13 protein-coding genes are annotated in these 13,492 nt (G+C 56.4%); 3 read left to right on the top strand and 10 right to left on the bottom strand.

Annotated features, from left to right (window positions below):
- Positions 1–40: 40 nt before the first annotated feature.
- The 3 genes from ACT3TJ_RS13985 to aroE all read left to right on the top strand — a co-directional run bounded on the left by ACT3TJ_RS13985 (position 41) and on the right by aroE (position 2,478).
- Complete coding sequence (locus tag ACT3TJ_RS13985) at positions 41–598, top strand: L-threonylcarbamoyladenylate synthase (protein ID WP_444622305.1); 558 nt, start codon at positions 41–43, stop codon at positions 596–598.
- A gap of 88 nt (positions 599–686) precedes the next feature.
- Positions 687–1,610 carry an oxygen-dependent coproporphyrinogen oxidase gene (gene hemF, locus ACT3TJ_RS13980; RefSeq protein ID WP_444622306.1) on the top strand — a complete coding sequence of 308 codons (924 nt, stop codon included), beginning with the start codon at positions 687–689 and terminating at the stop codon, positions 1,608–1,610.
- A gap of 46 nt (positions 1,611–1,656) precedes the next feature.
- Positions 1,657–2,478, top strand: coding sequence for a shikimate dehydrogenase (gene aroE, locus ACT3TJ_RS13975; RefSeq protein WP_444622307.1), 822 nt, complete (start codon positions 1,657–1,659; stop codon positions 2,476–2,478).
- A 72-nt stretch (positions 2,479–2,550) separates the two neighbouring features.
- Here aroE and ACT3TJ_RS13970 read toward each other — a convergent pair whose 3' ends face one another.
- The 10 genes from ACT3TJ_RS13970 to rlmN all read right to left on the bottom strand — a co-directional run bounded on the left by ACT3TJ_RS13970 (position 2,551) and on the right by rlmN (position 13,490).
- Complete coding sequence (locus tag ACT3TJ_RS13970) at positions 2,551–3,354, bottom strand: M48 family metallopeptidase (RefSeq protein WP_172118609.1); 804 nt, start codon at positions 3,352–3,354, stop codon at positions 2,551–2,553.
- A 219-nt stretch (positions 3,355–3,573) separates the two neighbouring features.
- The gene (locus tag ACT3TJ_RS13965) at positions 3,574–4,188 is read right to left on the bottom strand and encodes a hypothetical protein (RefSeq protein WP_444622308.1); all 615 of its coding nucleotides are present in this window, start codon (positions 4,186–4,188) and stop codon (positions 3,574–3,576) included.
- Between the two features lie 491 nt (positions 4,189–4,679).
- Entirely contained in the window at positions 4,680–6,083 is a 1,404-nt protein-coding gene (der, locus tag ACT3TJ_RS13960; protein ID WP_172118611.1) for a ribosome biogenesis GTPase Der, read from the bottom strand.
- Complete coding sequence (gene bamB / locus ACT3TJ_RS13955; RefSeq protein WP_172118612.1) at positions 6,080–7,249, bottom strand: outer membrane protein assembly factor BamB; 1,170 nt, start codon at positions 7,247–7,249, stop codon at positions 6,080–6,082. The genes der and bamB overlap by 4 nt, the downstream gene beginning before the upstream one ends.
- Positions 7,246–7,902, bottom strand: coding sequence for a YfgM family protein (locus ACT3TJ_RS13950; protein ID WP_444665902.1), 657 nt, complete (start codon positions 7,900–7,902; stop codon positions 7,246–7,248). The genes bamB and ACT3TJ_RS13950 overlap by 4 nt, the downstream gene beginning before the upstream one ends.
- Positions 7,903–7,983: 81 nt before the next feature.
- Entirely contained in the window at positions 7,984–9,279 is a 1,296-nt protein-coding gene (gene hisS, locus ACT3TJ_RS13945) for a histidine--tRNA ligase (protein ID WP_172118614.1), read from the bottom strand.
- Positions 9,280–9,324: 45 nt separating this feature from the next.
- On the bottom strand, positions 9,325–10,440 hold the full coding sequence (ispG, locus tag ACT3TJ_RS13940; RefSeq protein ID WP_172118615.1) for a flavodoxin-dependent (E)-4-hydroxy-3-methylbut-2-enyl-diphosphate synthase: 1,116 nt from the start codon (positions 10,438–10,440) through the stop codon (positions 9,325–9,327).
- Between the two features lie 8 nt (positions 10,441–10,448).
- Complete coding sequence (locus ACT3TJ_RS13935) at positions 10,449–11,432, bottom strand: RodZ domain-containing protein (protein ID WP_444665900.1); 984 nt, start codon at positions 11,430–11,432, stop codon at positions 10,449–10,451.
- A gap of 35 nt (positions 11,433–11,467) precedes the next feature.
- Positions 11,468–12,205 (bottom strand): type IV pilus biogenesis/stability protein PilW, encoded by a 738-nt coding sequence (gene pilW, locus ACT3TJ_RS13930; RefSeq protein ID WP_172118617.1) that lies wholly within the window; start codon positions 12,203–12,205, stop codon positions 11,468–11,470.
- Positions 12,206–12,305: 100 nt separating this feature from the next.
- Positions 12,306–13,490 (bottom strand): 23S rRNA (adenine(2503)-C(2))-methyltransferase RlmN, encoded by a 1,185-nt coding sequence (gene rlmN, locus ACT3TJ_RS13925; protein ID WP_193055282.1) that lies wholly within the window; start codon positions 13,488–13,490, stop codon positions 12,306–12,308.
- Positions 13,491–13,492: the final 2 nt, after the last annotated feature.

Raw genomic sequence — 13,492 nt, 5'->3', positions numbered from 1 at the left:
CATTCTCTTATCGCTAATTGCTTGTAGAGCAGGAGAGCCAATGAAACCGGCTGTCGACCTCGAAGTTGCCATTCATGCACTGCATGCTGGCGGTGTTATTGCGTGCCCCACCGAAGCCGTGTGGGGGCTTAGCTGTGACCCGGATAATGATGAAGCGCTTACCCGGTTAATGCGCATGAAAGAGCGCGACCCTTCCAAAGGCATTATTTTGGTGGCGGCCAGTATCCAGCAGTTTCAGCCCTGGCTAAACCAATTGCCGCTTGAACTGCATGCTCCACTTGCGGCCAGTTGGCCTGGCCCTAACACCTGGCTGGTGCCGGATAACGGTCGCAGCCATGCGCTGGTTCGCGGTGCTCATCAACGCGTGGCCTTACGCGTGACCGACCACCCCTTAATGAAAGCGTTATGCGAAGCGTTTGGCGGGCCACTGGTATCGACATCGGCCAATCGTGCGGGTGAGGCACCTGCCATGAGCGATGAAGAAGTCGCCGCTATTTTTGGGCAGGAAGTCGCCGCGATAGTAGCGGGCGAGCTGGGCGGGAATCCACGACCCAGCACCATCCGTGATTTAGCCAGTGGCCAGGTAATGCGCGCTTAAATAGATAAGTAAACGGCTTAAGTACCAAGTGCTTAAACGCGCTATGGTGAAGATTACTGTGTAGTAAGAATTTTGAACGGGAGTCATCGTGGCGCACGAGCATTTAGACGACGTTAAGCAGTACCTGCTCGGCCTTCAAGACCGGCTTTGTGAGGGGCTGGCCGCGGCTGATGGTAAAGCTGCGTTTAAGGAGGACAGTTGGCAGCGTGAGGAGGGCGGTGGCGGACGCTCACGCGTGATTGAGCAGGGCGGTGTCTTTGAAAAAGGCGGCGTCAACTTTTCCCATGTGTATGGTGCTCAACTGCCGCCCTCGGCAACGGCAGCCCGGCCGGAGCTTGCCGGTCGCAGCTTTCATGCGGTTGGAGTTTCCTGGGTGCTACATCCTGAAAACCCGCATGTCCCTACCAGCCACGGCAATGTACGCTTTTTTATTGCTGAAAAAGAGGGCGAAACGCCTGTCTGGTGGTTTGGTGGAGGCTTTGACTTAACGCCCTATTACCCGGTGCTTGAGGACGTGGTGCACTGGCACCAGGTGGCCAAAGCCGCCTGCGACCCTTTTGGCGATGATGTTTATGACCGCTATAAAGCGTGGTGCGATGAGTACTTTTATTTAAAGCACCGCGATGAGACCCGTGGGGTGGGCGGGCTGTTTTTCGATGATTTGAATGCTGGCAGTTTCGAGGAGTGTTTCGCCTTTCAACGCGCCGTGGGCGATAGCTTTTTAGAGGCTTACGTGCCGATTGTTAAGCGCCGCCAACAGGATGATTGGGGCGAGCGTGAGCGAGCGTTTCAGCTTTACCGTCGCGGCCGCTATGTAGAGTTTAACCTCGTATGGGACCGAGGAACGCTGTTTGGCTTACAAAGCGGCGGGCGCACCGAGTCAATTTTAATGTCGATGCCACCACTGGCGCGCTGGGAGTATGCCTATACGCCTGCCCCTGGCAGTGCTGAAGCCACGCTAAATGATTACCTGGTGCCAAGAGACTGGCTCAACGTGTCGGATAGGGCTTAAACATCGTGATCCACAGAAATATAAAACAGCGTACAGGAACGAGTTGATGAGTGACCTTTATTGCGTATTGGGTAATCCCATTGAGCACTCAAAATCACCCCTCATTCATAACGAATTTGCCCTGCAAACACAGCAAAAAATTGAATACACAGCACAACTGGCGCCGTTGGATGGCTTTACCGATGCCTGGCGAACGTTTGTTGGTAACGGCGGGCGAGGGGCCAACGTTACCGTACCCTTTAAGGAGGAGGCGTTTGCGCTCTGCGATACCCTGAGCAGACGTGCTCAGCGGGCTGGCGCGGTGAATACGCTGATAGTCGGAGGTAATGGTCTTACTTACGGCGATAATACCGATGGCGTTGGCTTGTTACGCGACCTTGCATATAACCGTGTAGCGCTTGCCGATAAGCGCATCCTGGTGGTGGGCGCTGGTGGGGCCGTGCGGGGAATTTTAGAGCCGTTACTCGCAGAAAAGCCTGGCGAGGTGGTGGTCGTTAACCGAACGGCTGAAAAAGCCCAACAATTGGCCGACGATTTTGCTGATTTGGGCGAGATTCACGGCGGAGGGTTTAAGGCAGCAAAAGGCCCTTTTAGTGTCGTGATCAACGGAACCAGTGCCAGCCTAACGGGCGATTTACCCCCTCTGCCGGGTCATCTGTTTGCAAACGATACCTGGGCCTACGACATGATGTATGGCGCTACGCAAACGGTTTTCTTGAAGTGGGCAGGAACGCATGGTGCCCAGCGGTTGGATGGCCTGGGAATGCTGGTAGAGCAAGCCGCTGAAGCATTTTATCTATGGCGAAATGTACGCCCCGAGACGACTCAGGTACGCCAGATGCTGCGCAGAATGCTCAACGCGGGTTAGCCGCTTGCATGTGTTCATCAAAAAAGGGCCGAGATGGATCGGCCCTTTATCGTTACAAATTAAAGCAAAGGGTTACGGACGCTGGCAGTTAGGTGTGTGCCCGCTGTTGCGCGCCTGCTCGTAGGTGGCAAGCGCTGTGTCCATATTGGCTTGTAGGCCCTCAATGCGCTGCCCCTGGCTTGGGTGCGTCGACATCCAGGCCGGTGGCGCGCCACCGCCCGAGGCGGCCTGCATGTTTTCCCAGAGCGTAACGCTTTGACGCGGGTCAAAGCCTGCCTGTGCCATCAGGTCCAGGCCAATCACATCCGCTTCGCTTTCATGGCTACGTGAGAACGGCAAGGCAATGCCGTATTGCGCGCCCATGCCCAGCACGCCCATCAGCTGTTGTCCGCCAGGGGTTTGCATACCCGATGCGCTGGAAATAACCGAAAGCCCTAGTGACGTAGCGTTTTCGGTCGATGCCCGCTCATTGGCGTGGCGGGCAAGTACGTGACCAATTTCATGGCCTACCACGGAGGCCAGTTGATCCTGGTTGGTGGCAACATTCAGCATGCCGGTGTTGACCCCCATATAACCGCCAGGCAGTGCGAAGGCGTTGGGCTGTTCGGCTTCAAATACCCGGATTTGCCAGTCAAGGTTACGCTGTTCAGCCGGTAATACATCCACGATGGCATTGGTGATGCACTGCACATAGCGGTGGCTTGCCTGGCCTGCGGTAGGAATATCCTGCTGGTACTGGGCGAATGCCTGTTGGCCCATCTCGTTAAGCTGGTCATCAGAAAGCAGCAATAATTGCGAGCGTCCGGTAGGGGACGTTGAACAGGCCGCTAAAGAAGCGCATAGCGCAGTAACAGCAAAGGGACGAAGCCAACGCATGAGATGATTTCCTTAAAGATGATTGAATTCCATGCACACAAGATAACCACTGTGCAGGGTAAATCAATCCCCTTGTTGCCACTTAATGCACTTGAGGACAGTGATTAAGGACAGGGATTGAGGCTAGGGGGAAACGCTGAACTGAGCCGACATTTAACCAGATGACTTGACCACGTGGAGCATTGGCTAGCCTCTGTTGCCATGCTGGGCAGAAACAGCTTAACGCTGAGGGATTAGCTGACCATCTTCACCCACATTAAGGCGAATGGTCGGTGTGAGCAGCCCCGCCGGTAGTGTCATGCCTAGGCCGCGTAAATCGCCTGGCGTGATCGCAAGCTCACTGCCTGCGGGTAGTTCGCCTTGAGAGGCGAGCTGCTGGACCAGGTTCAGCATTGGCGCCATTTTTTGGGCATCGGTGCCCAGGATATCAAATGCCACCGGCAAGCGTAGATTGGCGCCGTCGCCCGAGGTTAATGAAACATCCTGGGTATACTCCCCTTCCACGGGGTCAACGCCTGGCATGTCCAGCGTCCAGTTAAAGCCTGACATGGCTACTGCCGGCATTCCCGCAGGTAGCCCAAGGCCCATCGCAAGCGTCGCCTGAACCGGCAGGCTACCCATGCCCAGGCTTGAAGCCAGCAGGCTGGTCAAATCGCTGGTGTCCAGGCCTGCGTCAACGGAGTAGGGGCCAATACGCACATCCTCCACGCCGAGTGAGGTAATGGCCAAGCGAAAGGCAAATAGCCCCGTTTGGGGGAGTGCAAGGCAGCCGGTAAGCAGGCTTGCGACACTGAGAAGTGCTAACCAACGCCAACGGCGCATGAGATAAAGCATGAATGTCCCTCCCAAGAAGGGCAAAAGATGAGCGGAAATGCCCAAAAGCGCGGCTATTTGAGATAAGGCAGCGCCTTTTGTCAATGGTTTTTGGATTAACGGCTGGCGTTGCCTTCGCCGAATAAATTCAGCTCCCACAGAATGGGGTTGGGTTTGGCTCCCAAAGTGATTGATAGCGGCGGGCTATAGGCCCTTTAGAGGATTAAGAGAGCCTTGTTGTGGGGGCGGGCTTCAGCCCGCGATGCAGTGCGAAGCGCTGTCGGGGTGAAGGAGAGGAGCGATGGACGACACCTTGTCCTGTGGTGAGTAAGGGCGGCTGGCGCCGCCTTCGCCGAATAAATTCAGCTCCCACAGTATGGGGTTGGGTTTGGCTCCCAAGGTATGAAATTAGTTCCCCAAAGTGATTGGCTGGGTGTTTTTTCAAGAGTGCCGTAAAAAAACGCCTGCTTAAACAAGCAGGCGTTATTACTGCGGGATAGCGCATAGAGCGTTTAGCGACGGCTTTTCCGTGCATCTTTAGTGCGGGTAAGCTCGCGCTTTTTGGCTTTCTCTTTATCACTGGCCCCGGCCATAGAGTCAAACGGGTTATCGCCTGAGCGGAACTCAAACCGCATGGGCGTGCCGCGCACCTTCAACACTTTACGGAAAGTATTGATCAGATAGCGGCGATACGCTTCAGGAACCGACGCGGTCTGATTACCGTGCACAACGATAATCGGCGGATTACTGCCGCCTTGGTGGGCCATACGCAGCTTAATACGCCGCCCGTTAACCATCGGGGGCTGGTGCTGGCTGACCGCATCCTGTAACAGGGTCGTCAACCGGTTGGTCGACCAGTGTGCATTGGCCGCATTAAATGCCCGCTCAATGGAGGGGTATAAATCACCCACTGCCGTACCGTGCAGAGCTGAAATAAAGTGCATTTCAGCGTAGTCGGCAAAGCCCAGGCGGCGCTTGATATCGGCACGCATCTTGTCTTTTGCTTCGCTCTCCAGGCCATCCCACTTGTTGATCGCCAGTACCAGCGCACGCCCTGTTGTCAGCACGTAATCCAACAGGTGAAGATCCTGCTCAACCAGGCCGCTGCGGGCATCCAGTACCATCACCGCCACATGACACTCTTTAATCGCGTCAAGGGTTTTGATAATGGAAAACTTCTCGGCAATCTCGCTAACGTTCTTGCGGCGGCGAATACCGGCGGTGTCGATCAACACATACGGCTTGCCGCGGCGCTCGAAAGGAATCTCGATAGCATCACGCGTGGTACCGGCTTCATCGAACACCACGACACGATCTTCACCCAGTAGGCGGTTGACCAGCGTGGATTTTCCCACGTTGGGGCGACCAATGACCCCAATGCGGATGCCTTTGGAACCGATATCTGCTGGAATGCTGGGGTCGCGCTCGGGAAACGGCTCAAGCACGGTATCAATCAGCGTTGAAACGTTACGTCCGTGCGCGGCAGCAATGGCCCAAGGGTCGCCAAGGCCCAGCTTCCAGAAGTCGGCCATGGCCGAGTGCTCTTCCAGACCATCGGTCTTGTTCACCACCAACCAGGTTTTTTTCTGGTTAACGCGTAGGTGGTTGGCAATCGCTTCATCCGCTACGTTAAGCCCGGCACGGGCATCGACCAGGAACAGGACAATATCGGCTTCATCAATCGCGGCAAGCGACTGTTCTGCCATCGCCGCATCAATGCCTTCCTCATCACCACTGATACCGCCGGTATCAATCACCGTATAGGCTTTGCCGCCCAGCATGCCGTTGCCATACTTGCGGTCGCGGGTGAGGCCGGGAAAGTCGGCCACGAGTGCATCACGCGAACGCGTTAGGCGGTTAAACAGTGTCGATTTGCCCACATTGGGGCGACCGACCAAAGCAATGACGGGTGTCATGGAGTGACTTCCAGGGTTTCCAGACGACCATTGTCGGCCTGGACATGAATGGTGCTGCCATCAGTAATGGGGGACACGCTAATGCCGGATTTATGCACCCGGGTGCGGCCCACGATGTTACCTTCACGCGCGTCGATCAAATGGACATAACCTTCAAAATCGCCAACCACGATACGGCCATCAGCAAAGGCTGGGGCGGTAAGCCAGCGATCTTCAAGTTCATTGTTACGCCATATTTCTTGGCCATTTTCGGCATCAAGCGCGACGAGGTGGCTGTCGTCGGTAACCACATAAAGATAGTTACCTACCATCAGCGGTGAATGGCGGCTAGAGAGATTACTTTCCCAGAGTACGCTGCCGCGTGTGGCTTCCAGTGCCACCACGCGACCGTTGTAACTGGTGACAAACAGGCGGCCGTCAGGCGTAATCAGCGGCTGGCCGGCAATATCGACCAGTCGCTCAACTTCGCTACGGCCACTGGGGGTGGCGATTTGCATATCCCACAGCGGCTGGCCGCTACGGTTATCAAGCGTGGCCAGGCGTCCGTTTGCGAGGCCGACGAAAGTGACCGGGTCAATGACCATCGGCGTCCCGGTACCGCGAAGGGTAAGGGCAGGCTGAGAACTGGTATAAACCCAGCGCTCCTGGCCGTTGGTGCGGTCTAGCGCCGTTATCTGACCATCAACGCTTTGTACGACCAGCAATTGCTGGTTGGCTTGAGGCGCGGCCAGCACTTCGCTGGATACTCTGGAGCGCCAGCTGACGCTGCCATCGCGTTGATCCAGTGCAATTACTTCACCGTTGCGAGTGCCCAGGTAGACCTGGCCTGCAATCGCGGTCAGCGCGCTGGAGATCGGTGTATCAAGCTCTACGCGCCACTCACGATTACCGGTATTAGCGTTTAACGCCATGACCAGACCTTGTGCATCGGCAGCAAAGATCGTGCTGCCTTCACGGGAAGGGGCGATAGGGTAACGCGCACGGCCCAGGCCGCTGCCGATATTCTGGCGCCACTGGGTGGTCAGATTGGATGTTTCATCAAAGCTACGCAGCTCTTTGGGCGTATACGCGGGTTCGCCTTTATTGGCACAACCTGCCAGTAGAGCAATGGCTACCGCACCTAGCGTCACGCGCATGATCTGTTTGGAAAGACGCAGATTCATCATTGTGTCGCCTCCTCGGCGCCAAGATCGTCAAGCTTGAATGGTACGCCGTAAAGCGTTTGGTCGAGGCTCTCTGCAAGTTCCTGCGCGTTTTGCCAAGCGCTCCGCGCCTGGTCGGTTTGCCCAAGAGCTGCGTAGGCGTCACCGCGGACGTTGGCTTGCTGCGCCGCCAGGGCTTCGCTGATCGGTTCATCCAGTAAAGCAAGTGCCGCGTCAGGATTGCCGTTGGCGACCTCAATGCGTGCCAGACGCAGCCAGGCCAGGCTTTGCACATAGCGACGCGATGAGTTATCGGCTACCTGTTCAAGAGAGACCTTTGCCGCATCGATATCGCCCTGCTGTACGGCTAACCGAGCGTCCATAAGCAGCGCCAATTCAGCATAGAGCGTTTTGCCATAATCGTCGGTAAGCTCGCTAATGAGCTCGCGGGCGCTGGCCGTTTGCTGCTCATCCAGCTCGTTGGCCATGGCAACGTTGATCAATTGCTGGTAGCGCACCGAGGCGGCTTCCGACTGGCCTTGCTGATAGTTTTGCCATGCATTCCAGCCAAAGACGCCCGCAGCAGCAAGAGCGGCACCTGCAATCAGAGAGGTTCCATTCTCTTTCCACCAGCGCTTAACGATGTCCAGCTGCTCTTCTTCGCTTCGATCCGCCACGGGCGGCCTCCTATTGCATAAAATCGCCGCAGCACAGCGGCGATTAGTTATTTGTAAGCGCACAGCGCCTGTTCGGTTGGCTTAGTGGGCCAGCAGGTCGCCTAGCGTGGCAGAAAGTGCCGCTTGGCTCACGCGTTGCTGTTCGCGGTCATCGCGCAAGAACTTAAGCGTGGCGGCGTGTTCGGCCAGTTCGTCCTCGCCCAGCAGGATGGCGATGGGCGCAGCGCTTTTATCGGCCTTTTTCATGCGGCTCTTAAAGCTACCACCGCCGCAGTGCAGTTGAAGGCGCAAGTCGGGAAGCTCACTACGCAGCTGTTCGGCAAGCGTGAGCGCGGCAATCGTTGCGTTATCGTCCATAGGCAGGAGATAGACATCGCAGCCGCCCAGGGCTTCGTCCGGTACCAGGTTTAGCGTCTCCAGCAACAGGATTAACCGCTCAATACCCATGGCGAACCCAACCGCCGGGGTCGGTTTGCCGCCCAGCTGTTCCACCATGCCATCGTAACGACCGCCAGCACATACCGTGCCTTGGCTACCCAGCGCACTGGTGGTCCATTCGAACACCGTACGGCAGTAGTAGTCGAGCCCGCGCACCAGGCGAGGGTTGATTACAAAGGGGATACCCGCCGCATCCAGCATGGCTTTCAGCTGCTCGAAGTGTTCGCGCGACGCATCATCAAGATGATCCATGAGCTGCGGGGCGCCGTTAAGCATGTCCGCCATGGCCGGGTTTTTAGAGTCCAGAATGCGCAGCGGGTTAGTGATCAAACGGCGCTGGGAGTCCTCGTCGAGAATCTCGCGGTGCTGCTCAAAGTAGGTCACCAACTTATCGCGGTAGGCGGCGCGCGCCTCGGACGAGCCCAACGAGTTAAGCTCAAGCGTGACATGCTCAAACAGACCTAGCTCTTTCCACAGGCGTGCCGAGAGCAGAATCACTTCGGCATCGATATCCGGCCCTTCAAAGCCGTACGTTTCAACACCTACCTGATGAAACTGACGATAGCGGCCTTTTTGAGGGCGCTCGTGACGAAACATCGGACCCTGGTACCAAAGCCGTTGGGTCTGGTTGTAGAGCAGGCCGTGTTCCATCGCTGCGCGCACGCAACTGGCGGTGCCTTCAGGACGCAGTGTCAGGCTATCGCCGTTGCGGTCGTCGAAAGTGTACATCTCTTTTTCGACGATATCGGTCACTTCACCAATCGAGCGGGCGAACAGCGCTGTTTGCTCGACAATCGGCGTGCGAATTTCATCGAAGCCGTAGCGATGCATTAACTGACGTACTTTGGTCTCAAAAAATTGCCAGCGAGGACTATCGCTGGGCAACAGGTCGTTCATACCACGGATGGCTTGAATCTTTTTAACAGCGGACTTGCTCAATGAAAACTCCTCGTTCTGCATCCTGGCTGATGCATGGCCCCGGCATTAAACGCTGCGGGCGATCATGTCATCTTCTTGCTGCTGTTTTTGGCGCACTTTTTCGCGGATCATCCGCTCAAGATCATCCACCAGGTGGTCATTACGCAGTTTGCTGGCCGGTTTGCCGTCGATATACACCAGGTTGGCGGGGCTGCCGCCGGTCAGGCCAATATCGGTCTCTTTTGCTTCACCCGGGCCGTTAACGACGCAGCCAATCACCGAAACATCCAGCGGCGTCATGATGTCTTCCAGACGCTCTTCAAGCTGATTCATGGTGCTGATAACGTCAAAGTTTTGGCGTGAGCAGCTGGGGCAGGCAATAAAGTTGATGCCCTTGGCGCGCAGGCGCAGGCTTTTGAGCATATCAAAGCCGACTTTAATCTCTTCTATCGGGTCGGCGGCAAGTGACACACGAATCGTGTCGCCGATACCATCCATCAGCAGCATACCCAGGCCAATAGACGACTTAACGGTGCCCGAGCGCAGCCCGCCTGCTTCGGTAATCCCCAAGTGAAGCGGCTGCTCAATGCGCGTGGCAAGGTCACGGTAAGCCGCAACGGCCATAAACACATCAGAGGCTTTGACGCTGACCTTGTACTCTTGAAAATCGAGCCGATCCAGGTGGTCGATATGGCGCATGGCGGATTCCACCAGCGCGGCAGGCGTGGGCTCGCCATACTTTTTCTGAAGGTCTTTTTCCAACGAACCGGCGTTAACGCCAATGCGGATAGGAATGCCGTTATCACGTGCGGCACTCACCACCGCGCGCACGCGGTCTTCACGGCCAATATTGCCGGGGTTGATGCGCAGGCAGTCAACGCCTAGCTCAGCGACGCGCAGGGCGATCTTGTAGTCAAAGTGAATGTCGGCCACCAACGGCACACCCACCTGCTGCTTGATTTTGCCAAAGGCTTCCGCGGCGTCCATGTCCGGTACGGAGACGCGTACGATGTCAGCACCGGCTTTTTCCAACTGCTGAATCTGCCCAACGGTAGCCGCCACGTCCAGCGTGTTGGTGTTGGTCATGCTCTGTACGGAAATAGGCGCATTTCCGCCTACCGCCACATTGCCGACGTGAATCTGGCGGGACTGGCGGCGTTTTATCGGAGAAGGGGCGTGCATAAGACGGGTCACTCTCCCAGGGTGAATCGGGCGACATTGTTGGCGCCTGCGCGTTCTGCAAGGTTGATCTGCTCACCTTGGTAACGCAGTACGACGCCAGTGGCGTTTCCTACGGTTAAACGAAACGGCGGCACACCTTCAACGGTTACATTGGTGCCGGGCGTTTGTAAGCCAACAAATACACGTTCATTGTTGGCATCGAAAATTTCAGTCCAGGACTGCTCGTTAAACGTGAGCTCCATCTGACCTGGGTTGTCTGCCGGGGCCGTTGCCGCTTCCTCGGGGGCACCTTCATCAGCGTCTGCTGCATCAGTATTGGTCGCATCCGTATCTGCCGCAATATCAAGCGCGGCAGACTCGTCGACTGTCGCGGTCTGCTCCGCGTTATCAGTAGGCAGTGTTTCACTATTACCAGCGGTACCACCCGTGGCCGTATCGTTTTCCGGCTGGGCAGGCGAGGTGATGGCGGGCTGCTGAGGCGGCGTGGGCTCAGCGCCAGTATCCGATACCGGCGGTACTTCGCTACCTTCTTCAACGCTGGACGTCTCATTAAAGCCAGGCGGCTCGCTGCCACCACGGCTCTGCCACCACATGACGGTTACGCCGATCAGGCCAGCAATCACCAGCAAGGTCACCAGCTTAAATAGCCAGGCGCCCAGCTTTGAGGGGGGCCGACTAACCGCCACCGGAATAACTTTTCGCTCGGCATCCGCGGCGCCATAGCGCTCCTGGTAAGCGTCCAGGATCATATGCTCGCTCAGACCCAGGTATTTGGCGTAGGAGCGCAGGTAGCCACGACGGTAAGCAATAACCGGAATTTCGTCATAATGATCATGCTCAAGGCCATCAACGACGGCCGGGCGTAAATTAAGCGCGCGCGCCGCCTCTCCAATGGGCACGCCGAGCTCTTCTCGTTGGCGCAAGAGCATCTCGCCGGGAGAGGAGGTGGTACGGGAGGAAGTAACGCTATCTTGTAACTGTGTGTCGCTCATGGCTGAGCATCCTTAAAAATTAAGTGGTCAGGGCGTCAGTTCATAAGGCCAAGCTGGCGCTGGTAATCGGCTGCCGTGGCATGGTCGCCTTGGGCATGAGCGATATCAATTGCCATTTCCAGCGCTGCCCGGTCTGGCCCGGCCAACTGCAAATAGGTGTGCAACGGTGACCAGGCCTCATGGTAATTGCCCTGTGAAACTTCCAGTTCGGCTAACGTCAAGTACCCCCGCGACTGCCGCGGGTCGATACGCTGCGCGCGGGCTAAACGCCCACGCGCTTTATCAAATTCTTCCAGCGCCAAATAACATTGGCCCAGGTTGGTAAAAAGCTGGGCACGGTTGGCGTACTGGGCATCGTTAGATGCGTTTTCCAACTGATCGCAAGCGGCAGCAATATGCCCCTGCTGATACAAAAATGCCGCGTAATTATTGCGGGCACGGGTAAATGTCGGGTCGGCGTCGATCGCTTGTTTAAAATATTGGTCGGCAAGTTCGATGTCGCCCTGCTGTTGATAGACCATGGCCAAGGCCTGCAATGCTTTGGCATGGTGCGGGTCGATCTCCAGCGCGTGACCCAGGGCGGCGCGCGCCCGTGGGAGGTTGTTGCGCTCCAGGTAGGCAACGCCGAGCTGCGTATACGCATCCTTGGCGTCATTGCTTGCCTGAGAGGGTAACGTGTTTGATGTGGCACAACCGGCGAGCCATACGCTGCTCAACAGTACAGCGAACATGGGCACCCTAAACGGGTTAAAACGCCTGTAGTGACAGATCATGTTGATCCTCATGGTGTAAATAGCTAACTAACCGCCGGCACAACGAATAAACCGTGTCCATCAAAGCGCTGTGCTCGTCGGAAGTCAAGATAAGCACCGTTTAGTCAGCGTCAATCTGTACCGATTGGATATAGCGAGCGCTGCGCTTTGTTCGGTCTTTCACGCGTCCCACTAACTGACCGCAGGCTGCGTCGATATCCTCACCCCGAGTCATACGAACCGTCGCGTTATACTCCAAATCATACAGCCACTGTTGAAAGCGCATGACCTGGTTGCGTGATGGTTTTTCATATCCTGAGTTAGGAAACGGGTTAAACGGTATCAAATTAATCTTACAGGGCAACTCTTTAAGCAGCGCGGCGAGCTGTTCGGCATGCTCTTGCTGGTCGTTAACATCCTTGATCAGGGTGTATTCAATAGTGACCTGGCGATTGTCCGGGCACTTGGACAGGTAGCGATGACACGCATCCAGCAACATTTGGATGTTGTATTTGCGGTTGATCGGCACCAGTTCATTGCGCAGCTCGTCAGTCGAGGCATGCAGCGAAATAGCCAGGCTTACGTCCATCTCGTCGCCGAGCTTGTCGATCATCGGCACAACGCCTGAGGTCGACAGCGTAACGCGACGCTTGGAGAGCCCGTAGCCGTTGTCATCCAGCATTAACTTCATGGCCGGCACTACGTTGTCAAAGTTGAGCAGGGGTTCGCCCATGCCCATCATGACCACGTTGGTAACCGGGCGGTTAGCGGTGTCACGGCGCGGCCCGACGCTGCGTTGTGCAACCCATACCTGGCCAATGATTTCGGCGGCGGTAAGGTTACGCTGAAAGCCCTGTTTGCCGGTGGAGCAGAAACTACAGTCCAGCGAGCAGCCCACTTGAGAAGAGACGCACAGCGTGCGCCGCTTGCCGTTTTCAGCGGGAATCAGCACGGTTTCAACGTAGCTGCCATCCTCTACTTCTAATACCCACTTACGGGTACCGTCGGCTGAGGTGCCTTCGTAAATAACGCTGGGACCACGAATTTCGGCCACTTTTGCCAGCTTTTCGCGCAACGGTTTGGACAGGTTGGTCATCGCGGTGAAGTCATCGCTACCTTCCTGGTGGATCCACTTCATCAACTGAGCGGCGCGGAATTTCTTCTCGCCAATCGACAAAAAGAACGCTTCCATCTGTTCGCGCGACATGCCAAGCAGGTTCTGGCGCTCAGGCGCTTTTGCCGCTGGCGTTTCACTGTCAGGCGCAGATTGGGGAGCGGGCGTATGTTGGGCTACGGTGGTGGTCATGG

Origin of the sequence: Halomonas sp. AOP30-A1-24 (assembly GCF_052378165.1) — a bacterium.
GTDB classification, from domain to species: Bacteria; Pseudomonadota; Gammaproteobacteria; order Pseudomonadales; family Halomonadaceae; genus Vreelandella; species Vreelandella citrativorans.
Note: the sequence above shows the minus strand (reverse complement) of the source record. Positions and strands in the feature narration are given on the sequence as shown.

Bases quoted from the DNA above. Each gene is read 5' to 3' on its own strand.
- ACT3TJ_RS13985 (WP_444622305.1), top strand. From the start codon at position 41: ATGAAACCGGCTGTCGACCTCGAAGTTGCCATTCATGCACTGCATGCT.
- aroE (WP_444622307.1), top strand. From the start codon at position 1,657: ATGAGTGACCTTTATTGCGTATTGGGTAATCCCATTGAGCACTCAAAA.
- ACT3TJ_RS13970 (WP_172118609.1), bottom strand. From the start codon at position 3,354: ATGCGTTGGCTTCGTCCCTTTGCTGTTACTGCGCTATGCGCTTCTTTA.
- ACT3TJ_RS13965 (WP_444622308.1), bottom strand. From the start codon at position 4,188: ATGCTTTATCTCATGCGCCGTTGGCGTTGGTTAGCACTTCTCAGTGTC.
- der (WP_172118611.1), bottom strand. From the start codon at position 6,083: ATGACACCCGTCATTGCTTTGGTCGGTCGCCCCAATGTGGGCAAATCG.
- bamB (WP_172118612.1), bottom strand. From the start codon at position 7,249: ATGATGAATCTGCGTCTTTCCAAACAGATCATGCGCGTGACGCTAGGT.
- ispG (WP_172118615.1), bottom strand. From the start codon at position 10,440: ATGCACGCCCCTTCTCCGATAAAACGCCGCCAGTCCCGCCAGATTCAC.
- ACT3TJ_RS13935 (WP_444665900.1), bottom strand. From the start codon at position 11,432: ATGAGCGACACACAGTTACAAGATAGCGTTACTTCCTCCCGTACCACC.
- pilW (WP_172118617.1), bottom strand. From the start codon at position 12,205: ATGATCTGTCACTACAGGCGTTTTAACCCGTTTAGGGTGCCCATGTTC.
- rlmN (WP_193055282.1), bottom strand. From the start codon at position 13,490: ATGACCACCACCGTAGCCCAACATACGCCCGCTCCCCAATCTGCGCCT.